Raw genomic sequence first — 23,242 nt, forward strand, 5'->3', positions numbered from 1 at the left:
TAATTTTTTTGAGTCACCTCATCAAATAGTTTTGCCACTAAAGCACCAGGTCCCTCTTCAGCTTTGTAATCGTTTCAACCGGATCAACACAAAATCCAGGATGAACCTTCGAGGTTTGCAACACGGTGCTTCTGGTTGCGGTAAGCCACCTGAACCTTGAAGCAGCATCGAGCTTCCCTATCGGGCCACTGCTTGCACTCCCTTCACAGATTTGAACAAAGGCCTCCAGATTTTTTCCGAGATCAGGAAGATTCAAATCGCAGTTAAGCGAGGCTATGCGATCAGCATTTAAAGAGTACACAGATTTCAGAAATTTCAGCTTAGCACAATACAGAATGATTCCGGTATTTATAAACTCTTCGCGTTCTACCCTCGGTACAACACGGATAACTGCGTACTCAAATAAGTGTCTCTCTTGCATGGAGGGCCTCTTTTATAAATATTTCTGACGACTTAATCCGCGACAAAAGAAAGCCAGCATATGCCTGGCGCTGTTCTTCAGCGCTGCTAAACAGTTCCTCGCTAAGCCAGTCGGATGGTATTAAGGAGACGATCTGCTGAATAAGTCCGGCGTTCAAAACCTCCTTCATTTCTTTATCGACCTGTTCCAATTCAGTCGCCCATGGCAGTAGTACATGATCTTTTATCAAACTGAACGGACGTTTAGCCTGTTCCTGCCAATTGTTCCATGAATGGTGAAAATATAAAGCAGCGCCGTGATCTATTAACCACAGTTGTTTGTTCCACATCAGCATATTTGTGTTTCGCGCGGTACGGTCAACATTCATCAGCAAGCAGTCCATCCAAACAATAGCGGATGCTGTTCTGGCATCGACTTCAAAAACCACCGGATCGAAGGTAATGGCTCCCGAAAGATAATGAAAAGCAATATTCAAACCTTCGCTAAACTTAAGCAGATCCTGGATCTCTTCATCCGGCTCTGTACGGCCAAAGGCTTCATCCAGATGTGCAAATACCAGTTCCGGAACTCTGAAACTAAGAGCCCGGGCAATCTCGCTTCCTATTATTTCGGCTATAAGCGCCTTTACTCCCTGGCCTGCTCCTCGAAACTTAAGTACATACAAAAATCCATCATCGGCTTCCGCGATAGCAGGCAAAGACCCACCTTCACGCAGAGGCGTAACATACCGGGTAACATTTACAGTTCGAAGCTCGGACATCGGGTTTGATTAAGTGCCGAAAATTAATTGAATTTTATGAGAAAGGTGCATTCAAAATACATACTTCATAATGTTGCGCTCCAGGAAAAAGACCATTTGCGTTAAAATGAACAGGCCTTACACCCCTGCTATTCATACAGCGTCTTCCACGCCTAATCCATCACTAACAGGCAGAACCCATTTACCTTCCTCGAAGCCGGGCATCTTAAAAGGATTGTTAGAGGTCAAGAAAGGACCATCCAAATCTGCCCAGTCACAAAGTGGCGCTAATGCCGCGGCCGCAAGTGTCGCAACGCTGGTTTCGCTCATGCAGCCAATCAACACTTTGAGCTTAAGTTCGCGCGCACGTTTAATCATTTGATGTGCTTCATGCATTCCCCCACTCTTCATTAACTTCACATTGATCCCATGGTAAGAATCCTTTATGTGTTTGATATCAGCTAAGCGTTGCACAGATTCGTCTGCGATAATAGGTAAGGGGCTTCGCTCAGTAATCCAGGCGTTTGAAGCGTGGTCGATTTTAGACATTGGCTGTTCTATCAATTCCACTCCCTGATCCCTAAGCCAGAATATGAAATCAAGAGCTTGTTCTTTGTTGGTCCAGCCCTGATTCGCATCCACGTACAATTTTTTGGCGCTAACAGAGCGGATAGTCTCTACCAGGATTTTATCATCTGCCGATCCCAGCTTCACTTTCAAAACATGCGCAGCTTCTGCTTCATTTACCTTTTTCACAACGATTTCGGGCGAATCCATGCCAATTGTTACAGATGTTAATGGCATATTTCGGGGATCTGCACCTAACAAAGCATAACAGGGTTCACCATATAATTTCCCTTCTAAATCATGCAAGGCGATATCCACAGCAGCCTTAACGGCCGGGTTTCCGGGTGCTGCTGAGTCCAGATACCGCTGGATCTCATCATAATCAAATGGGGGCTTTAGATCTGTAAGGTCAAGCTTGGATAAAAAGTTTGAGGCGGTTTCTACGCTTTCGCCCATGTACGGAACCATCGAAGCTTCACCCAATCCGGTTTTACCGTCGTACCCAATTTTTACCAGCATAAGCGGCGTAAATGTTCTGGAATACCCGGATATGCGAAAGGGATATTTTAATTTCAATTCAAAGGGCTTCCATGAGATTGTCATATTCCAAACTTAGATAATTTATAAAGCACAATTTGCACTTTATATGTTTTACTCTATATGTACATTATGTCACATAGAGGCCTCGGCGGATTTATTTTATCGTATCTGATCGGCAGTATCACGTCTTGCGCAGTGCTCACCGATAAAAACCCAAGGCCTGTTATCCCGATAGCCATCTTTATTGAGCATGATGAACCACAGCTCAACGCTCTTAATACCGATGTATATGGTTATAGAGTTTTGGATGTACTGGAAGACTTTAATGCGGTAAACCTTGATTTAGTCGACGAACCCGACAGCGCTCAAATTCACCTGTCCATCTCCATCGACCGTTATAATTCCTTCCCGCCCCAACAATCCGTTTCAAGACGCGTATTCAGGCGAGCGATTCAGTCCGGAACCAACGCAAGCGGTCAGCCCATTTATCAAACCATAACCGCCTCGGCCGATATTGTGCAGTCGAGGATAAGAACCTCAGCCCTATTTAATACAAACCTCGTAATAAAAGGCAAGCCGGGTAAAACTTTTAAACGCAGCTTTAGTGAAAACTTAAACATCGATAGAGTTTACGCAACCAATATTCAGGGCGATACAAGAGCTCTCGACGCCTCCATAATTGCGGCTACTATGCCACCAATGGAACCCCGGGAAGAAGATATTATCATGGCACTTTCAAACAAAGAAATGCTCGGAAGGCTGTCCCGCGAGATCCGTGCATACTATCAAAAGTAAATTCGATACGAAGCGATGCTCTCAAAGCCTCAGCTTTTGTACCTTTGCGCCTCATGAGCACAGCCCTTTTTCGCCCCTTTGAAAGATATAATTTTAGTGAGAACGTTTGTTACTTAACAGGCCAGCCAGCCACAGCGCAAACCACCATTTTTCCAAGCTGGCTGTTGCAGCAGTTTAACCTGGCAGAGAAGCCGTTCAAGATGCTGGATGAGAACATTGCTACTTATCAGGATATAAAAATACCTGTATCTGCGCAAGCTCTGACTGCTGTAAACCTGCTGGATGACGAAATGAAAGAGGCACTTAACGGAGGATATGAAACCATCAAAAAAGTCGATGAACTCCGCTTATTTCAATGGATTGCAAAACAGGTTTATGGAATTATCCACTGGGAAGTCAGAGCCGGCATACGTCAGCAGCGAGCCATTGGCGAGGAGTTTAGCTTTTCACAGTCTATCGCCCACAAATTCAGCAATCTGCACATCATGCTTCAATCGCTGGTACAGCCGGTAGTGTTCGAAGGCCTGGCACCCTGGAGTATCAAAATCTTTCCTGTCGAGAATCCTCCGGAAACTTTTAGCTACCGCGATGAGATCAATACTCTTGTTTTTTCTTTACGGATGAAAGATTTCGGGATCATTGCCTGCCTGCAGGACAATGGCGAAAGCCTGAATTACCACAAAGAAATTCTCGACAAAGTGGAAGGAAAACAACTGCATCCTATCCAATACGAAGAAATCTGCGCCAATTTTTTCTACTCAGCATACCTGTTTAACCGTTTACCTGAGTATACCATTCTGCCCACAGATGAAGCTGTTTATGTCGAACCTATGCCGTTAAGAATCAGCGCCAGGCCCGTTTATGACATCTGGCAGGTAAAAACTTACGGACAGGTTTTAGAAAATTTCTGGAAGCCCTGGGGATTTCTTCTCCTTGAAATAATAAAGAACCCTGAAAAGCCCATGAGTTTTTTAACCGATCTCGATGGCAACTTTTTAAATCCTGATCAGATAAAGCAGGATATCTAAGAGAACCACTGCCCCGACGTGATCTCGCGGAAAAACTCGAAGGGGACGTAAGGATGAAAGATTATAGTAATAATGATACCTGCTAAGGCACCAAAAAAGTGAGCGTCGTGGTTTATTGTTCCCGACTGTTTTGATGCGTAAGCACTGTAGATAAGGTACAATACTCCAAATACTACGGCATGAATGGGAATGGAGAAAAAGATGTAAAATCGAGTTAGAGGATCGAAAAGAATGTAACTGAATACCACCGCAGAAACTGCACCCGAAGCACCCAAACTATTATACCAAAAGTGGTCTTTGTGTTTTAAAATGGTACTTAAATCACTTAATGCAAGGCTTGCGATATAGAGGATCGCAAACTGCCATGAACCTATCATCCTTTCTAAGGTAAATGCAAAGAAATAGTACGACAGCATATTCATAAACAAATGCGCGTAGTCTTTATGAATCAGCCCGCTGGTAAAAATTGAATACACACGTTCGCCGCGATGCACGCTGTACGGATGCAGCATAAATTTACCATATATCTGCTCGTTCGAGAAAGCGTAGAGACTGGTAACGATCGTTAAGATGAATATAATGCTTGCAACCGGTGTATCAAATAAATAATGTTCCATAACTCTAATCTCTATCGGTTGAAATTAGCATTTATTGAATAAAGCGGAGAAAAAAGATGAAATGTTAATACAAACCTTCGGGACCGAAGCAGTACCGAACGCCGACAGAGGCTACGCCCCAAAAATCCCGTCCGTTTTTGAAAATACTTTTAGGATCATTGTAGCCATCAATATCCTCGCCCAACATGATATTGGATTGGTAGTTAAAACTGAAAATGAATTTAGTGAAGCGCCATTTATCTACCACGTTGAAGCTGATACCGGTGTTGATTGGGATTAAAAGATTCGTAGACTTATCCAATCCCGGGAACTTATAGTTCGTGCCATCAGGTTTAATTCTCACCACGTCGGCCATATTATTTTGGATAATACCCACGCCTGTACCAACATAAAAGCCTCTTATGGCATACAACAGATTGCTGCTTTCAAAATCAACAAACTGACCCAGTTGAGTTTTGCCGTTAAGCATTACGGCCATATAGCTGTTGTTAAAAAAGCGTAAATGCGGATCGTTGGCCTTATCACCACCACTAATATTCCCTTTTTGAATTTCAATACCTGCCAGAGTAAAAGGTGTAATATGATAATCGCCCGTAAGAATAATTGTTGGCTTGGGAATGACTTTTTGCACATCGGCAAGCGCATGAGTTGCACCTGTATTTAACCCAATACTTAGCCGATAATAATTATATTGCGCTGAGGCAAGGGAACAAAACAAACACCCCAGAATAAATATTGTGAATCTCTTCAATTCAATGTGCGCTTAAAATCGTATGTAAATTAACTAAAAAAAATACAAACTTTGGAATACAAATTTGTTATGGCATTGTTAAACGGACGTTCGATATGAAAGGTTTAGAAAATTATAGTTTCACCTGCCTGGAGCGATTTTTAAGATACGTCAGGATTCATACGCAGTCAGATCCTCATTCTTTATCAAACCCGTCAACTGCCCGGCAAAAAGATTTGGGAAAAGTTCTGGTAGAAGAATTACAACAGATGGGGATTGATGATGCAGGGCTCGACGAGTTTGGGTATGTATATGCCACTGTGCCTGCCACTACCGTCAAAGAAGTTCCCGTGATCTGCTTTTGCTCGCACATGGATACCTCGCCTGATTGCAGCGGAGCGGATGTAAAACCTATTGTCCACACCAATTACCAGGGTCAGGATTTGGTCTTGCCCGACGATCCGGCCGAAGTTATCCGTAAATCTGAACACCCCGACCTGGCCGCTCAAATTGGAAATGATATTATTACCGCAAGCGGTACAACTCTTTTAGGTGCAGATAATAAGGCTGGCATTGCCGAAATAATGGATGCCGCGAACTTCCTGATGTCACATCCCGAAATTAAACATGGTAAGATTCGCATACTTTTCACACCCGATGAAGAAATTGGAAGAGGCGTGGAAAAAGTAGATCTGGTTAAACTTGGCGCTCAATATGCTTACACGGTTGATGGCGAAACCGCGGGATCTATTGAAAACGAAACATTCTCGGCCGATTCTGCCATACTTAAGATACAGGGCGTGAGTGCGCATCCCGGCTTTGCCAAAGGCAAGATGCAAAGCGCTATAAAAATAGCTTCAGAAATAGTAGCCAACCTGCCTAAAGACAGAATGAGTCCGGAAAGCACCACTGCTAAAGAAGGTTTTATACATCCTGTCGGGATAACCGGCTCGGTGGAAGAAGCCACCATAGAATTTATTTTAAGAGATTTCGACGAGGAAGAACTTATAAATCAAAAACGCCTGCTGCTGGCAATTGCTGATGAAGTGCTGGAAGGTTACCCCAATTCGCAGTACCGGCTGGAAATAAAAGAACAGTACCGTAACATGAAATCGGTGCTTGATAAACATCCCAACATTATCCGCGTTGCCCAACTGGCCATTGAACGGGCCGGTCTGGCACCAAAACTTCAGAGCATAAGAGGCGGCACCGATGGTTCAAGACTTTCTTTTATGGGATTGCCATGCCCCAATATTTTTGCAGGCGAACATGCCTTCCATGGCAAACAGGAGTGGGTATCTGTACAAGACATGCAAAAAGCCGTACAAACCATTGTCAATCTGGCTATAATCTGGGAGGAGCAGAGCTAAATCCCTCAAAACTAGCGCCGGTCGAAATTTTTGGTCGCTGATAACATGCCATTGGTCTAAAATACCCAGCCTTTGGGCTCAAAATCCAATTTAATTGGCATATGAAGCTATCTTTGTATAATGGCATTAAAGAATCGCAGCCTCAATAAATATCTAACGCCTGCACTTCATATTATTTTTTGGGGCTTGATCATCATCTCACCCTATTTATTTCGTAATCCAAATACCTGGAAGGGCTTTAACCCATGGCACTATAAGCTTATTATCAATAACGTTATTCTTGCCCTGCTTTTTTATTTTAACGCCTTCGTATTATATCCGAAAGTTTATAAAACAAAAGGGCTTTGGGTATATCTTCTTACCGCTATCTCCATTATCATAGCGTTAATGTTTTTATCAAAATCTATCGACAAACAGCTGTTTGCAGATCATAAAGGCTGGGGGAAAGGGCGACGGGGTGGTGGCTCCGGGGGCGACCTTCGCTGGATGCGCTGGTACATTACCAACATATTGACCTATGTATTCATCATGGGGATCAGTTTCAGCTACCGGATTATTAAAGACAATAACCGCCTCGAAAAAATCCGGAAAGAGAAAGAAAATGAAACGCTGAAGACCGAGTTAACCTTCCTGCGTTCGCAGGTGAGCCCTCATTTCATGTTCAACGTGTTAAACACACTGGTATCCCTGGCAAGGAAAAAATCTGATCTGATTGAACCTTCGCTTATACAACTTTCTAATTTGATGAGGTATATGCTTTATGAGAGCAACGACGAGCGCATCCGCCTTGAGCAAGAAGTTGAATATTTAAGAAGTTATATAGATCTTCAAATGCTCCGCTTTGGCGATGATGTTCATATCGAACTTAATATTTCTAAAGATCTGTCAGATTACGAAATTGAACCGATGCTGCTCATTTCATTTGTTGAAAATGCCTTTAAGCATGGGATAGGAATGATAGAGGAGCCCGTCATAAAAATATTTTTAACGATAGACAGAACAAAACACTGGCTCGACTTTAAGGTTGAGAATGGGATATCTCCTCAAGAGGATTCGAAAGATAAAAGTTCTGGTATAGGCTTAATCAATATGCGCCGGCGTCTTGAGCTTCTGTATAAAGACCGTTACGTGCTTCAAACCAGTCAGAACGGAGATATCTTTGTTTCACATCTAAAAGTACAGCTCAAATGATTAAATGTCTGGTAGTTGACGATGAACGCCTGGCGATCGAACTGATGGAAGATAATATCCGTCAGGTTCCGTTTCTGGAGCTGGTGGGAAGTTGCCGCAATGCCATGGAGGCAATGACGTTTCTGAGCAAGCAAACCGTTGACTTGATATTCCTTGATATACAAATGCCCGGCCTTTCGGGATTACAATTTGTAAATAGTTTGAGCAGCCCCCCGATGATTGTATTCGTCACAGCATATGAGAAATATGCGGTTGAGGGTTTTAACCTCGATGTATTAGACTATCTTATAAAGCCCGTCTCCTTCGAACGCTTTTTTAAAGCAGCAAATAAAGCCTTGGAGCTATTCAACCTGAAAAACCAGATTAGCAATCCACCACAGCAAAATACAGTAAACGATTACCTGTTTGTAAACGCAGATTACTCATTGGTAAAAATTAACATAGCCGATATCCTGTACATCGAAGGTTTGAAAGATTATATAAAAATATATCTATCGGATACAGAAAAGCCAATCATAACCCGCCTTAGCATGCGCTTTATGGAAGAAAAACTGCCAGCCGAAAGGTTTATGCGGGTACACAAATCGTATATCATTTCTCTTGATAAATTAATCTCCTTTAAAAAGAACCGGGTGCTGGTACAGGCTTCAGAAGTTCCGGTAAGCGATAATTATCGCGAAGCCCTTCTTGCTTATATGGGGCATCAGCAGTAAAATCGCCATGAATTCTCATTTGGTCGATAAATACTCCTTGTAAGTATCATTTAACGAAAACATTTAAAAACAGGTATTAAACTTGCGGCATAAAGCACAATACTTAGCATCATGAAAAAGTTATTATTCACCATATTCTTTCTTATAAGCACCCAGGCCATCTTCGCTCAGGGCGTACGCAGCATCAGTGGCGTGGTCCGCGATTCGGCTGGAACAGCTGTAGTGTATGCAACGGTGCGTCTCACCTCCCCGAAAGACACTTTGATGACCCGGACAGACATCGATGGGCTTTTCACGTTTAGTAATGTAAAGTCATCTCAATTTGTATTAAGTGTAAATAATCTTGGGTATAGCGATTTTGTGAAGAGGTATTTGTACTCCGAAAATACCAACCCGGTTAAACTTGACCCCATTACACTTAGCGGTCAAAGCCGGATGCTAAAGGAAGTGGTGGTTACAGGAACGGCAGGTGTGGTTATTAAACAAGATACCGTCGAATTCCGTGCAAGCGATTTCCCGGTTAGAGAGAACTCGGTGGCCGAGGATGTTATTAAAAAGCTTCCGGGCGTTGAGGTAGATAAAGACGGAAATGTTACCACGCAGGGTAAAAGTGTTACCAGGATTAAAGTAAACGGTAAAGACTACTTCGACGGCGATTTAAAGACGGCTACCCAAGGCCTGCCCGCCGATATTATCGAAAAAATCCAGATCGTGGACGATTATGGCGACCAGGCCAACATAACAGGGATCAGAGAAGGCGAGGCCGATAAAATTATAAACATCACTATCCGGCCCGACCGCATGAAGGGAAGCGTCATCAGCGGAGTAGTGGGCGGAGGAAATGAAGACCGATACCAGGTTTCGGGCAACGGACAGTTCATGAACAACGACCAGCAATTAGATGTACGCCTGAATTTGAACAACACAAATACATCACCTTTTAATTTTGGCGGCGGTGGCGGCCGCGGATTCGGTGGTGGTGGCGGTGGAAACCGTGGCGGCGGCGGTGGTGGAGGAGGTAACTTCGGCGGTGGCGGAGGGTTTGGCGGCGGCGGATTCGGTGGGAACGCCGGTGGTATAACTACTACTACAGCCGGTGGTATAAACTACCGCGACAATCTTAGTCCGAAGCTGGCCATAAACGGCAGCTACCGTTTTAACGTGCGGAATACTTTATCGGTATCAAACAGCACCAGGACCTCATACTTTACCCAGGATTCTGTATTGGTAGCAATCGCAGACGCAAATTCAAAAAGCGGAAATAATAACCATAGTGCAAACTTTAATCTCGAATACGCGATTGACTCGCTGAATTATCTGCGTATCACTCCGTATTTCAACATTGGTACAAGCGATTCGAACGACTCCACCCGTTTGGAACAAGAGCAAACAGGGCGTTCGCCGGAAGATCAGCTAACCGATCTGTTCAGAAAGTCCAGCGCTCCTTCATTTGGTGGTAACCTTATTTACAACCATCGCTTTAGAAAGATGGGAAGAAATTTCTCGTTCGGCTTAAACCTGAACAGTTCTGATAATGACAATGATCAGGAAGTGCTTGATAAGTTTTTATATTACAATGCAGACCTTACACCAAGAGGCGATTCTTTATCTCAAAGGCAGATCGAAACCTCAAACAAACGCTTCAACGCCAATGCAAATATCACTTATAGCGAACCGGTAGGTAAGTTCGGCCGAATGGATTTCGGTTACAATTACAACATTGCAGATTACGAAAACAGCCGCATCACCAACTTATACCAGGGCGAGGTTCCGGTAATGAATAACGACTTAAGCAACGTATACGACTATTCGTTTACCACCAACAGATTCAGCTTAAATTATAGATATGACCGGCCAAGACTTTACAACTTCACCCTCGGATTAACAGCACAACCTACTTCGTTAAAAGGCTATTCTGTAACGCACGGGGTTCCGTCTGAGCGGAAAGGGTTCAACTTTTTCCCAACCGCCCGCTTTGAATACAGCTTTGCTCGCTCACGTTCTCTTTCTATCAATTATAACGGAAGAAGTAACGAACCGAGTTTCAACCAGATCCAGCCTGTAGTTGATGCATCAAACCCCCTGCGTCCGGTGGTGGGTAACCCGGGGCTTAACTCCTCTTTTACTCAATCGGTAAACATCCGGTACAATACCAATAACCAGGCGAAAGGCCTATTTTTTAACATCGGCGTATTTGGGAACTTTACCAACGATCAGATTACCAGGAACATCGTCAGGTATGTAGATTCGATCATTGTTGACAATAAGAAAACCGCCCGCACCATCCAGGAGACGAATTATTTGAATGCTGATGGATATTACTCTACAACATCATTCTATTCATTGTCGAAATCGTTTTTGGAAAGAAAATACAGGGTTTCGTTGAACGGGCGTGTTAATTATATTAACGATGTTTCCTTTACTAATAACCGCGAAAACATTGGCAGAAACTGGACTTTTGTTCAAAACCTCAGCCTTCAGATAAATCCAAATCCGAATGTGGAGATTTATCCTTCGATAGGCTACCGCGGAACCACGGTCAATTATACAACAGGTAACGATACCCGGGCCACCACGGTGAACTATGATTTAAACGGCCGTTTGTATTTCCTGAAAACCTTTATTGTAGGCTGGGATCTGAGTAAAAACATCAATAAAGGATACAGCTCCAGTGTCAACCCACTAATCATTAATGCCTATCTCGAAAAACAGTTTTTCAACAGACGAGGAACGTTACGGTTCCAGGGCTTCGACTTATTGAATGAAGGAACAGTTGTTGGAATCTCTCAGGACGCTAACACCATCACCAGCAGTCAAACGAACCGTTTAACACGTTACTTTATGGCAACTTTCAGTTTCAGAATACAAAAGTACCCGGGCGGAGTGCAGCCTAACTTTGACCGGAACAGGGGTGAGGGTCGCGGCGGCGACGGACAGCCACGTCGGGAACGTATGGGGTTTTAGAATTCCACAGACTCCTCTCAAAGCATGCAATCGGACATTATGGCCGTGTAAATGGACATTATGGCGCTGTAAGCAGGCATTATGATGGCGTAAACGCCCATTATGATCATGTAAACGGGCATTATGATGTTGTACGTACCTCTTATGTCAATGTAAACGGGCATTATGCTCAGGTAAATGCCCATTATGGTCATGTAAACGGGCATTATGCTGTTGTATTTGACCCCTCCTAAAATACGGCAATTATGGACGATGGAAGCAGCAGAAACTCGCTAATGGGGGTTTGTAATCCCGAAGAGCGTAGGAAAGCCTGGCATTTTAGAGATTCATTTTCAACTTGCCAAAAGCTTAGAACTTTTGGCAAACTTTCTATTTACTTATTCCACCTGTCCACTAACAGAAGTCGGCACCGGAAAAAACTGAATTCCATCACCTGTTTTAAATACTGCGTTAATGGTAACCGGCAAACGCCCTGATGCTTGCATCTGGTTACTCAACACCTTTGCCGCAGCCAATTGCATCTCTTCACTATTCTGATAATTTACCAGCAGTGATTTACTTTTCTCTACCCCAGGTAAGCCTCTTATCACATATGGATTAGCAAATAAACAGGTAACGGTATTTAAACCGGCCAGATGTGAAATAAAAGATTTCAATTCATCATTATAGTCTAGTGAACTTTGTGGCCGCTTTCTATAATCGTGTATCGCTACCACAATCTGATCATAGGTTCTGAGATTGTTGGATACATTTTTTATATCCGCAGCCGATGCAATCTTCGAAAGAATAAAGTTTGTAGAATTACTAAAACGCTTTTGCATTTCCTTTTGAAACTGACTCACTTCGGTCACACCAAGGCTAATTATCGCCGTTTTACGACTTGCAGAGAATTGTTTCAACAAACTATCACTCTTTAAAACTGTAACAGCAGCATCAGATAAGCGCTGATTTAAAGAATGGGCGTCGCCTCCATTCAAATCTTCATACACATTTACGATATTGATATTTTGAGGCGTATTCAGCCCCGCCCAATATTTAGCAGCTAAGATCTTTTTAACGCTCTCATCTATTTGATCCATCGGAATCCTTTTTTGCCTGATTGCCCGTCTTACTAATTTGATCGACCGTGGCGCGTTTTCCGAAAGCTCAATCACATCATTACCGGCAATAATTGCCCGCACATCGGCCTCGCCATCGGGAAAGTATTTTACCACACCTTTCATTTCCATCGCGTCGGAAAACACAAGACCTTTAAAGCCTAGCTGCTCCTTAAGTAATCCGGTTACAATTGGGCGGGATAATGTGGAAGGAAGATTTCTGGTAGTGTCCAAAGCCGGAATATTCATGTGAGCAACCATCACACCCGATGCTCCTTTGCGGATAAGTTCTTTAAAAGGATAAAGTTCAAGCGAATCCAACCTTTCTTTACTGAAAGTCAACACTGGCAAATCGTTGTGCGAATCTACATTGGTATCGCCGTGCCCGGGAAAATGCTTGATACTCACCAAAATACCAGCGTCCTGAAGTCCGCGCATATAAGCCGAAGCTTTGGATGCAACATTTAACTTATTATCTCCAAACGACCGGTAATTGATTACCGGATTATTAGGGTTATTATTAACATCGACCACCGGCGCAAAGTTGATATGCATCCCGATGCGTTTAAAATCACCGGCAATTTTCTTTCCCATCTCATACACTAAATTAGTATCCCTGATGGCGCCTAGTGTCATCTGGTAGGGATATGAAATGGTGCTGTCGAGGCGCATCCCAAGTCCCCATTCGGCGTCCATAGCAATTAAGAGGGGCACTTCGCTTAGCTTCTGATAAGAATTAGTCAGGGCCGCCTGTCTTCCGGGTCCGCCTTGGAAAAAAACCAGGCCTCCAACCTTATTCTTTTTGATTATAGCAGCTACTGCGTCTTCATAGGCCTTTCCTTTGTCAGTATGTGCACGCAAGAAAAATAATTGTGCTATTTTCTCTTTTCGGGTTAACTTTCTAAATACCGAGTCGACCCAGATTTGTTGGCTATCCGTGGGCTCCATGAAGGTTTTTCCCGCCTGACCGAGCGTTTCTAAAGAAATAAATAAGATAAAAATGGATAAGAGGTACTTCGAACTCATGTTGTGTGTTTAAAAGAATTGTAGGCAATTCTATACAGTAAATATAAAGTAAAGGCCCGTAACACAAACAAATTTTATCCAAACCTGTTTTCCGATCTGAAATGCCTTAATAGTAACGAACTGGCACGATATTTCATATACATGTTAAAACACACAACATGAAACGAATACTTATTTTAGCTTATGTGCTGATTTCTGCGGCAGCAGTTAATGCACAGTCATTGGGTGGAAGAGTTGGAGTGAATTTCTCCAATGTGATCAGAACAGGAGATGACGATTTCGAAACAGAATTTAAACCAGGCTTACACGCCGGTATAACCATTGACATTCCATTGGTAGACCGCCTGTCGTTCGCACCCGAAATCATGTATTCCCAAAAAGGGTATAAAAGTAGCGGAAGAACGCTGTTAGGAGCTGAGAACGATTATACAGTAACCACTAATTTCATAGAGATTCCGGTACTGTTAAAGATCGGCGCTTCTAATGGTTTCAATATTCATCTCGGACCGCAAATCTCTTTTCTTACATCAACCACCGAAAAATTTGAATCTGGTGACGAAGATTACAGACGTACTGTAAAGGAAGAAAACGACAACCTTCGTAAAAACATTATCGGAGGTGTTTTAGGAGCCGGTTTTAATTTGGGAACGAACACCAGCTTAACCGCCAGATATGCTCTTGATCTGCAAAAGAACAATGGCGATGGCGATTCTGAAACTCCGGAGTTTAAAAATCAGGTGATTCAGGTGGGTCTTGGAATCAGATTTTAATAAATATCTTTAAAACAGAAAGCCCTGCTCATTTCGGTGAGCAGGGCTTTTATTTTGCATATTAATATACTTTAATCCCTCGGCCGTATGGGAAGTCCCTCGCCTTGGCTGCTGATTCCTGCGGTATCTGCTTTGTTCGCCGATGTACGTGATCGGGTAGGATAACCGTCATGAGCCTGTTTTCCCGTTGTATCAGAGCCGACATTAACCCGCGACGACTGCTTACCGTTGCTTTCTTCATATTGGGTAATTGAGACGGTTTGCGCAGCGCCGCTTGCCCCGACGTTCACAGCCGAAGTATCTGCGGCGGTGTTTGAGCGATGAGTATCTAATATATATGCCGTGTCAGACGCCATTTCGTTTTGATTGCCTGGCTCTCCGCAAGAAGCAATAAATAGGGCAGAGCCGCTAAAAAGTAAGTTTAAGAATGCTTTCATCTCAGATAAGTTTATCTTTTTAACAAGTTCAAAGCGAAATAGATTTAAGAAAGCACAGCTTAAGTTTCCGGCGCGTGTATTTCCTTCAGGCCTAAAGGAACCAGTTTTTTGGTTTTTAACCAGGTTAGGGTTACAATAAACAGCGTCATGCTTCCGCCAAATACAATTGCAGGAACAGTGCCCATCAGTTTTGCCGTTAAACCGGATTCAAAGGCTCCAAGTTCATTGGATGAACCGATAAACATAGAATTTACTGACGAAACTCGTCCGCGCATATTTTCGGGCGTTAATAACTGCATAATGGTGGACCTTATAACCACACTGATGCTATCAAAGACCCCTTCGAAAAACAGAAATACCAGGGTGAGATAAAAACTGGTGGAAAGTCCGTAGCAGATTATCGAGATCCCAAATCCTGTTACGGCAAATAACAGGTTGCGCCAGGGCTTATTCATCGGCGAATGACGAGCCATAATCAACATAGTAAGTACTGCCCCAACAGCGGGAGCTGCACGCATAATACCGTATTGTTCGGGACCAACATTAAGTACTTCACTGGCAACTACGGGGATCAAAGCAACAGCGCCACCAAAAAACACCGAAAATAGATCAAGACTCATGGCGCCAAGCATCATCCGGCTACCAAACACAAACCTGATTCCTTCGGATAAACTTTTGTAAATATTTTCTTTAGGGATAAACTGAGGCGGTTGTTTTTTCAGAAAAAAAGTACATCCGAAAGAGAGTGCAATAAATACCAGTATCAGAAAAAACGTGACCGACACGCCGTAGTAGGCGTAGATCAGTCCACCAAAAGCAGGGCCCCCGACCGATGCGATCTGCCAGCCTGTACTGTTCCAGGTTGACGAATTCGCATAATGCTCACGGGGTATAATTTGTGCCATTATAGAAAAAACGGTCGGGCCCATAAAGCCGCGTGCTATGCCAATCGTAAAAATCATCGAATACATTACCCAAACGGTAGCTGACTCTGAAATACGGGACGAATATGCGGGCAAGGTTACCAGAAATATCACCAGCGATGAGAAAAACATAGCGGCCAGAATGTATTTCAGCATCTTTGTTTTCTCTGACTTGTCGGCCACATAACCACCATATAATGCGAAACTCAGTGCAGGGATTGCCTCGGCGAGGCCGATAAGCCCCAACGACAGTTCATCTTTTGTAAGTTTAAAAATGTGCCAGCCTATTACTACAGCCTGAATCTGATAAGCGAAGGTTAGAAAAAAGCGAATGGTTAAAAACGAGCGAAATTCGGCAAAGCGGAGCGCCGCATAAGGGTCCTTCTTTTCAGGAATTGTCGTTTTATCCGGGTCTATATTATCCAATTTAATGCTTTACTCAGAATCCAAACAGAGCCGCCAAATTACGGTTTTAAGAAATATTATGAAGGGATATTGACCTTTCCTTTTTATTAAAATACTGTTTTAACAGCCTATTCTCATCCGAAGACAGATTTGGGTCTGTCTCGAAGATTCTGATGACTTCACTTCTGGCTTCCTGCAATATTTCCTGATCGTGAGTTAAGTCGGCGAGTTTCAAATCCAGCACACCGCTTTGCCGCGTACCTTCTATATCCCCGGGACCACGCAGTTGCAGGTCAATCTCCGATATTTCAAATCCGTCATTCGTTTTCACCATGGTTTCGAGGCGAATTTTAGCCTCCTTGCTCAGCTTGTTGCCACTCATCAGAATACAATAAGATTGCTCGGCTCCGCGCCCTACCCGCCCGCGAAGCTGGTGCAATTGCGACAAACCGAACCGTTCAGAATTCTCAATAATCATCACACTTGCATTGGGCACGTTTACGCCAACTTCGATCACAGTAGTAGCCACCATGATCTGAGTCTCTCCTTTTATAAAACGCTGCATTTCAAAGTCCTTCTCGGACGGCTTTAACTTACCGTGAACAATGCTGATGCGATAGTCCGGCAGAGGGAATTCGCGCGAAATCGTTTCTATACCTGCCTCCAGATACAAAAGATCCAGTTTTTCGCTTTCTTTAATTAATGGATACACAATATATACCTGCCTGCCCAGTGCAATCTCCTGCTTCATAAAACCGAACATCCGCAAACGCTGACTTTCAAAAAGGTGTATGGTTTTAATCGGTTTACGGCCGGCAGGCAATTCGTCAATCACCGAAACATCAAGATCTCCGTACAAAGTCATCGACAATGTACGCGGAATAGGAGTGGCTGTCATGACCAACACATGCGGCGGTATGGAGTTCTTCTTCCAGAGCTTAGCCCTCTGCTCCACTCCGAAACGATGTTGCTCGTCTACCACCGCAAGGCCCAGGTTAGAAAATTGTACAGAATCTTCAATCAGTGCATGAGTACCAACCAGTATATTTAAAGTACCGTTGGCAAGTTGCTCATGAATTACCTTTCGCTCCTTTTTTAAAGTCGAACCCGTAAGCAATGCAATAGTTGCAAAACCATCGCCAACCATATTTTTAATAGACATAAAATGCTGTTGCGCAAGAATTTCGGTGGGCGCCATAATACAAGCCTGGCAGCCATTGTCTATAGCCAGAAGCATGCACATTAGCGCCACAACTGTTTTTCCACTTCCAACGTCTCCTTGCAGCAACCTGTTCATCTGAACACCCCGTTGGGTATCCAGACGTATCTCTTTCAAAACGCGCTTTTGAGCGTTAGTCAGATCAAATGGTAACTTATCCTTGTAAAAAGTATTGAACTTGTCGCCTACTTTATCGAATACTAAACCTTTAAATTTTTGAGTTCGAAGCAGCTTGTTCTTCAATAATTTAAGCTGAATGAAAAACAATTCCTCAAACTTTAGCCGGCCAACAGCGGCCTGTAAAGAACCGGCGTCTGGCGGAAAATGGATATACCGGATGGCCTCTCTACGGCCAATGAGCTTAAATTTTTGGAGGATATATTCCGGAAGCGTTTCCTCTATTTCGTTAATCACCGCGTCCAGTACCGCAGCCTGAATTTTCTGTATTCCTTTAGTATCCAGAGAAAACTGCTTCAGCTTTTCAGTAGAGTTATACACAGGTTGCAGAGTTGGATTGCCCTGCTTTTTTAGGTTAGGATTATAGAGTTCGAGTTCAGGGTGAGGAATTGAGATCTTTCCATTAAACTCATTTGGCTTGCCGAAAACGATAAATACAGCATTCGGTTGCAACATTTTTTCCACCCAGCGCACACCCTGGAACCAAACCAGCTCAATTACACCGGTATCATCCCTGAGCCTGGCCAACAGTCGGCGTGACTGCTTTTCGCCAATAATCTCTTTTGAAACCAGGCGGCCCAATACTTGCACAGCCGGTAAATCTGGCGTAAGCTCGCGTATTTTATAAAACCGGGTGCGGTCTATGTATCTGAATGGATAATAATTTATTAAATCCTGATAAGTAAAAACCGACAACTCCTTTTTAAGGACATCACCCCGCTGCGGGCCAACGCCTTTCAAATATTCTATGGGGGTGCTTAATGAATGAATTGCCAAGATTTATCTCCAGGGTTTTTACCCTATCAAAGATAATTTAAAGATGTCAGGTTTAAAGCCTTTCCGGGATGAATCCCATTTCAATCATCCAGCGCTCGCATAAAACAGTCCAGTAGTCGGTAGAGCCCGGATTATTTCTTAAAGCAATTGCATGTCCTCCTTGCGGGAAAGCATGCAAGGCCGCCGAAATATTCTTTTCCAGTAACGCATTATAAAACATCAGACTATTGCGCACACTTACGGCCTTATCGTTAAAAGCATGTACTAAAAAGGCCGGCGGTGTGGTAGCAGATACCTTTAAATGGGGGGAGTATGTCTCGCGTTTAGCTCGCGATGAATTAATGCCTAATAAATTATCGCGGCTGCCAACATGAGCGTAGGCTCCTAAATCAATAACAGGTGAAACCAGTATACTGAAATTTGGCAGGTAGCTCTGTTTATCGAGGCTATCGCCGATAGACGACAGATCCTGATTTATGGTGCCGAGGCTCGCTGCCAAATGGCCACCCGCGGATGAGCCCTGAACGCCAATTTTGCCGGGATTGATTCCCCAACGCCAGGCGTTGGCACGAACAAATCTGATTGCCCGCTGGCCGTCCTGAAAGGGCCCTTTTTCTCTTTCCCTTAAGTCGGGAGAAGTAGGTAAACGATAATTTACCACAAATGCGCTGATACCTATCGTATTAAACCATTTGGCCAGCTGGAAACCGCTGATATTCAGCGCGAGCCTCGCATAACCGCCTCCCGGAAAAATCAATACGGCAGCACCCTTATTTTCCTTTTTAGATGGGAAAAAAGCGTACATCCCCGGCGTGGCAACCCTGTAAGCATAATCCTCCGTGATGCTGTCTGTCAGTTTTAATCCTTTTGAATTGGGCATTTTGCCCTCTGGCCATAACGGAATAAATTCCTGAGCGGATGTACAAAACGGTACTACAACAAAGAGAATGCTTATCAGGAACTTCATATAGTCTATTTAACAGGTTCTACTCTAAACCAATCGAAATCCGCAAATCCTGAATCGTTTATTTGCCTGTCGCGCGTAGCGAAAAGCCCTACTTTAGCGCCTTTCCAACGGCCCACCTCGGCCTGAAACTCTTCCCCTGCATCAACAAAAGTTTGTCCGTCGAAACTGTAACTGAACTGGCATTTGGCACCAGGGATCACCTTTACTCTGAAATAAGCGGTGGGGCTGCTCGCTTTCATAATCACTTTCTCTTCCTCTGATTTTCCCCGTTCAGCATCTTTTCCGAGTGTATAAACCAGGTAAGTTCCGTCTTTTTTGCTTTTTAACGCAATATTTGCGTAGCTAAAGCCCATAATGGTCAAACCAACTTTTTCATTCTCCAGGTTTGCATTGGGCGTAAATTTCATTTTGGTAGTTACCATAAACTCGTCCGCCGGAAACTTTTGAAGCAAAACATTAGGTGCAGCCCACAAATTTTTTGCGCTGTCGGGAAGCTTATCGGTAAACAATCTTAACGCGCCGTTCGCCACGTGCATAAATGCCCAGGTGCTTTTAGGATTAGCCATCCATTGCCATTGCAAGCCCAATTTAAGACCGCTAAATTCATCGCTTTCAACGGGAGTAACCATCGGATACGTCTTTCCAACATTTGGTTTTTTATAAACCAAAACCGGTTCTCCTGTTCCGTCGCCATCCTTATCAATCCCGATTACGGGCCAGTTATTCACCCATTTCATGGGATTGAGATGTACAACCCTGCCGTAAGGACCTTTGTCCTGGAAATGCAAGAACCAGTCCTCGCCGGAAGGCGTGTCAACCCAGGCGCCCTGATGCGGACCATTTACTGTAGTTGTACCCTGATGCATCACTACTTTTCTTTCGTAGGGGCCATATAAATTTTTGGAGCGCAGAACCAATTGCCAGCCGGTAGAAACCCCGCCCGCCGGAGCAAAAATGTAGTAATAACCGTTCCTCTTGTAAAACTTGGGGCCTTCGATAGTCGGATCGGTGTCGTGCCCGTCGTATACAATTACCCCTTCGTCTAATGACTTGGTTCCCGAGGTGTTTAATTCTCTCACCATCATAATACTCTTGATTCCGGCCCTACTACCGGCAAAAGCGTACACTAAATATACTTTACCATTGTCGTCCCAAAGCGGGCAGGGATCAATCAGCCCTTTACCACCTGCAACTAAAATGGGCTCAGACCATGGGCCTGCAGCGTTTTTGGCCTTGGTTAGATATATTCCAAAATCAGGATCCGGATAATAAATGTAAAACTCACCGTTGCGATAGCGGATAGAGGGCGCCCATACTCCCTGACCGTGACGTGGCACCGAAAAATAATCAAATGGAGGCTGACGCTTTAACGCATGACCAATGATTTTCCAGTTTACCAAATCTTTTGAGTGCAAAACAGGCAGACCCGGCACGTCCTCAAAAGAAGAAGAGATCAGATAATAATCATTCCCAACCCGCACGGCATCAGGATCCGAATAATCCGCATTGAGTACAGGATTTTTGAAGTTTCCGTTGCCTAAATCAGCTACCCAAACCTTCGATACGTAGTTTGACGATGTTTGTGCGCTTGCAGGAATCATTAACGCGTAAAACGCCAATCCCACAAAAATTCTACTAAGTGTACTCTTTTTATTTATCATGATGATTATAATTCAGGCAACCATTGCCCTTGTCCCGAGAATATATTCTTAAGTGTATATTTTTTTATTTCCTTTTTTGATAACTGTTTCGACCAATCAACCCTTTTATCATTTCCAGACCCGGGACCGAAAGATTTATACTCAGCATACAGGGTGGTTTTTTCTTTATCGGGAAACATTTTGTCTCCTTTCCAGGGATTCCAGCCTTCAGGAACAATATGAGCGCCCATTTCTGTGCGGATAAATACAGTTTGAGCATGAGGCCTCCAGGGTCTTCCCAGGAAAACCTTCGTCGCTGAAGGATCGGCAATTAACTTACAGTCCAAAAACACATATCCATACTTTTGATGCGGCGTTGTTGCTGCCGCCGTGATGTAAGAATTGCTCAGGCTATTAATGGTACAATTTTGAAACACAACGGTAGCTTCACCAAAAATAAAATCGGTAGTGCCCTCGATATAACAATCTTTATAATATTGGCGGCTGGTTCCGGTAGCGGTATACAAGGTGTCCTGATTGCCCAAAATGCGACAATTTAAAATTACTGCTCTATCTCCTTCTACATGCAGCGCGACTGCCTGTCCCACTCTGCCGGCAGTATTTTGAATTGTTAAATTTTCCGCTTTAAAATCATTGCCCTCGACTAAAACGGTATAAGATGTAAAGGTGCTGAATTTGCTGTGTCCATATAGATCTTTTCCTGACGGGTACGTTTTTCCGGAAAAATCATCCCCGGTGATAATGGTATTTTCTTTGTCTTCACCTATTAAATGAATATGCGTTTTCCAGGAAGGAATCACCAGTTTCTCATTATAAACGCCCTTTTTAATATAGATCTTAACATCTGCACGCGAAAGATCACGAACAGAATTAATCGCTTCTTGGATAGTTTTGAAATTTCCGCTTCCATCCTTCGCTACGGTTATAGGGGCTATTGCGACCTGGATTTGAGCGCTTGATATAGAAAACGAGAAAATCAAAAAGAATAAAAAGGCTACTCTTTTCATAAAATTGGTTTAAAACAAGGAATTGCAAGGTTAACAAGAATTAGTCTTTTATCCAATGCGAACGTTAGCATTTATGCATTAATTCTGCTGGACGACTCCCTTACAATTAAAATTGGTTCAAGAATTAACTGCTCAGGGCTAAACGCTTTTGAGTTATTCCGTATTTCGTTCAGGAATATACGGGCTGTTTCTTCCCCCATTTTTGCAGTTTGCTGATCGATCGTAGACAAAGCGGGACTTACGAGACTACCAAAAGCTTCGTTTGCAAAGCCAATTATGCCTACTTCCTGAGGTATCTTTATACCTTCTTCTTTAAGAGCCTGCATAGCGCCCATTGCGGTATAATCTTCAAGTGCAAAAATGGCGTCGTACTTTTTGCCCTGAAGTTTTGCCTCTGTAACCACAGATTTCCCAAATTCAAGCGAAAAATCTCCTTTTATGATCAACTCCTCGTTAACCGGTAAGTTATAATGCGTCAAAGCATCGAGATATCCGCGAAGGCGGTTCTTGAAAATTGCGATTTCCTGATGTGCAGTGATATGAAGGATATTTTTATATCCTTGTTTAATGAGATGTTCGGTGGCTATGAAACCTCCTTTATAATCATCGATTACAACAGACGAGACATTAAGATCTGCCAACTCGCGGTCGAAAAACATTAAAGGAATGTTTCTGCTCCTTATTTCCCTATAAGCTTCGTTACTGGTTTCGGTGGTCACCGACGAAATTATCCCATCTACTCTCGACTGCAAAAACGTCTCGATGCCCTTTGCCTCGTGCTTGTTTGATTCATTTGACTGATATAAAAGGATGTTATAACCATTGGCATTCATTACATTTTCGATCCCAGATACAACCGAACTGAAAAAGCTAACGTGCAGATTCGGAACGATAACTCCTACAATGTTACTCCGGCCCGAACGTAAAGACGATGCGATTTTATTTTGCCGGTAATTAAGGCGGGCGGCCGTTTCGCGGACGGCTTTCTTAGTAGCCAAACTGATAGCAGGATGGTCGTTCAACGCTCTTGCTACAGTAGAAAACGTAATATTCAGCTCTTTAGCGATATCAAGAATAGTAGGTTTCTTCAAAATTTTTTGT

General features: G+C 43.5%; 20 protein-coding genes. 7 read left to right on the plus strand and 13 right to left on the minus strand.

Features of this window, described 5'->3' with window-relative positions; translation table 11 throughout:
* Positions 1–37: 37 nt before the first annotated feature.
* The 3 genes from J3P43_RS02345 to J3P43_RS02355 all read right to left on the minus strand — a co-directional run bounded on the left by J3P43_RS02345 (position 38) and on the right by J3P43_RS02355 (position 2,330).
* Positions 38–421, minus strand: coding sequence for a DUF3037 domain-containing protein (locus tag J3P43_RS02345; protein WP_255898590.1), 384 nt, complete (start codon positions 419–421; stop codon positions 38–40).
* Positions 399–1,181 (minus strand): HipA family kinase, encoded by a 783-nt coding sequence (locus J3P43_RS02350; RefSeq protein WP_255898592.1) that lies wholly within the window; start codon positions 1,179–1,181, stop codon positions 399–401. Before J3P43_RS02350 ends, J3P43_RS02345 begins: the two co-directional genes overlap by 23 nt.
* Before the next feature lie 132 nt (positions 1,182–1,313).
* On the minus strand, positions 1,314–2,330 hold the full coding sequence (locus J3P43_RS02355; RefSeq protein ID WP_255898594.1) for a dipeptide epimerase: 1,017 nt from the start codon (positions 2,328–2,330) through the stop codon (positions 1,314–1,316).
* A 66-nt stretch (positions 2,331–2,396) separates the two neighbouring features.
* On the opposite strand from J3P43_RS02355, the gene J3P43_RS02360 reads away from it, so the two are divergent.
* Together J3P43_RS02360 and J3P43_RS02365 are read left to right on the plus strand one after the other, a co-directional pair.
* The gene (locus J3P43_RS02360; protein ID WP_255898596.1) at positions 2,397–3,062 is read left to right on the plus strand and encodes a hypothetical protein; all 666 of its coding nucleotides are present in this window, start codon (positions 2,397–2,399) and stop codon (positions 3,060–3,062) included.
* Between the two features lie 53 nt (positions 3,063–3,115).
* Positions 3,116–4,090 (plus strand): hypothetical protein, encoded by a 975-nt coding sequence (locus tag J3P43_RS02365; RefSeq protein ID WP_255898598.1) that lies wholly within the window; start codon positions 3,116–3,118, stop codon positions 4,088–4,090.
* Here J3P43_RS02365 and J3P43_RS02370 read toward each other — a convergent pair.
* Together J3P43_RS02370 and J3P43_RS02375 are read right to left on the minus strand one after the other, a co-directional pair.
* A complete protein-coding gene (locus J3P43_RS02370; protein ID WP_255898600.1) occupies positions 4,087–4,707 on the minus strand; it encodes a rhomboid family intramembrane serine protease in 621 nt (206 codons plus the stop codon). The two genes, J3P43_RS02365 and J3P43_RS02370, sit on opposite strands and share 4 nt — an antisense overlap.
* Before the next feature lie 64 nt (positions 4,708–4,771).
* A complete protein-coding gene (locus J3P43_RS02375; RefSeq protein WP_255898602.1) occupies positions 4,772–5,458 on the minus strand; it encodes a hypothetical protein in 687 nt (228 codons plus the stop codon).
* 95 nt (positions 5,459–5,553) lie between these two features.
* Between J3P43_RS02375 and pepT the strand changes: the two genes are divergently transcribed.
* The 4 genes from pepT (at position 5,554) to J3P43_RS02395 (ending at position 11,675) form a co-directional block, all read left to right on the plus strand.
* Positions 5,554–6,807 carry a peptidase T gene (gene pepT / locus J3P43_RS02380; RefSeq protein WP_255898604.1) on the plus strand — a complete coding sequence of 418 codons (1,254 nt, stop codon included), beginning with the start codon at positions 5,554–5,556 and terminating at the stop codon, positions 6,805–6,807.
* Positions 6,808–6,927: 120 nt separating this feature from the next.
* A complete protein-coding gene (locus J3P43_RS02385) occupies positions 6,928–7,998 on the plus strand; it encodes a sensor histidine kinase (RefSeq protein WP_255898606.1) in 1,071 nt (356 codons plus the stop codon).
* A complete protein-coding gene (locus tag J3P43_RS02390) occupies positions 7,995–8,711 on the plus strand; it encodes a LytR/AlgR family response regulator transcription factor (RefSeq protein ID WP_255898608.1) in 717 nt (238 codons plus the stop codon). Before J3P43_RS02385 ends, J3P43_RS02390 begins: the two co-directional genes overlap by 4 nt.
* Positions 8,712–8,822: 111 nt before the next feature.
* Positions 8,823–11,675, plus strand: coding sequence for a TonB-dependent receptor (locus J3P43_RS02395; RefSeq protein WP_255898610.1), 2,853 nt, complete (start codon positions 8,823–8,825; stop codon positions 11,673–11,675).
* A 377-nt stretch (positions 11,676–12,052) separates the two neighbouring features.
* Here the strand turns inward: J3P43_RS02395 and J3P43_RS02400 are convergent, their stop codons facing one another.
* Complete coding sequence (locus tag J3P43_RS02400) at positions 12,053–13,798, minus strand: glycoside hydrolase family 3 protein (protein WP_255898612.1); 1,746 nt, start codon at positions 13,796–13,798, stop codon at positions 12,053–12,055.
* Positions 13,799–13,956: 158 nt separating this feature from the next.
* Here J3P43_RS02400 and J3P43_RS02405 point away from each other — a divergent pair, with 158 nt between their 5' ends.
* A complete protein-coding gene (locus tag J3P43_RS02405) occupies positions 13,957–14,568 on the plus strand; it encodes a porin family protein (RefSeq protein ID WP_255898614.1) in 612 nt (203 codons plus the stop codon).
* A gap of 71 nt (positions 14,569–14,639) precedes the next feature.
* Here the strand turns inward: J3P43_RS02405 and J3P43_RS02410 are convergent, their stop codons facing one another.
* The 7 genes from J3P43_RS02410 to J3P43_RS02440 form a co-directional block, all read right to left on the minus strand.
* Positions 14,640–15,005, minus strand: a complete 366-nt coding sequence (locus tag J3P43_RS02410; protein WP_255898616.1) for a hypothetical protein — start codon at positions 15,003–15,005, stop codon at positions 14,640–14,642.
* A 59-nt stretch (positions 15,006–15,064) separates the two neighbouring features.
* Positions 15,065–16,354 (minus strand): MFS transporter, encoded by a 1,290-nt coding sequence (locus J3P43_RS02415; protein ID WP_255898618.1) that lies wholly within the window; start codon positions 16,352–16,354, stop codon positions 15,065–15,067.
* A 46-nt stretch (positions 16,355–16,400) separates the two neighbouring features.
* Positions 16,401–18,506 (minus strand): ATP-dependent DNA helicase RecG, encoded by a 2,106-nt coding sequence (gene recG, locus J3P43_RS02420; protein ID WP_255898620.1) that lies wholly within the window; start codon positions 18,504–18,506, stop codon positions 16,401–16,403.
* Between the two features lie 52 nt (positions 18,507–18,558).
* A complete protein-coding gene (locus J3P43_RS02425; protein ID WP_255898623.1) occupies positions 18,559–19,473 on the minus strand; it encodes an alpha/beta hydrolase in 915 nt (304 codons plus the stop codon).
* A 5-nt stretch (positions 19,474–19,478) separates the two neighbouring features.
* Complete coding sequence (locus J3P43_RS02430; protein ID WP_369414772.1) at positions 19,479–21,134, minus strand: glycoside hydrolase family 43 protein; 1,656 nt, start codon at positions 21,132–21,134, stop codon at positions 19,479–19,481.
* A 5-nt stretch (positions 21,135–21,139) separates the two neighbouring features.
* Complete coding sequence (locus tag J3P43_RS02435; RefSeq protein WP_255898625.1) at positions 21,140–22,141, minus strand: pectinesterase family protein; 1,002 nt, start codon at positions 22,139–22,141, stop codon at positions 21,140–21,142.
* A gap of 71 nt (positions 22,142–22,212) precedes the next feature.
* Positions 22,213–23,232 (minus strand): LacI family DNA-binding transcriptional regulator, encoded by a 1,020-nt coding sequence (locus J3P43_RS02440; RefSeq protein WP_255898627.1) that lies wholly within the window; start codon positions 23,230–23,232, stop codon positions 22,213–22,215.
* Positions 23,233–23,242 lie beyond the last annotated feature (10 nt).

This window comes from Paradesertivirga mongoliensis, from assembly GCF_024436395.1.
Lineage (GTDB): Bacteria > Bacteroidota > Bacteroidia > Sphingobacteriales > Sphingobacteriaceae > Paradesertivirga > Paradesertivirga mongoliensis.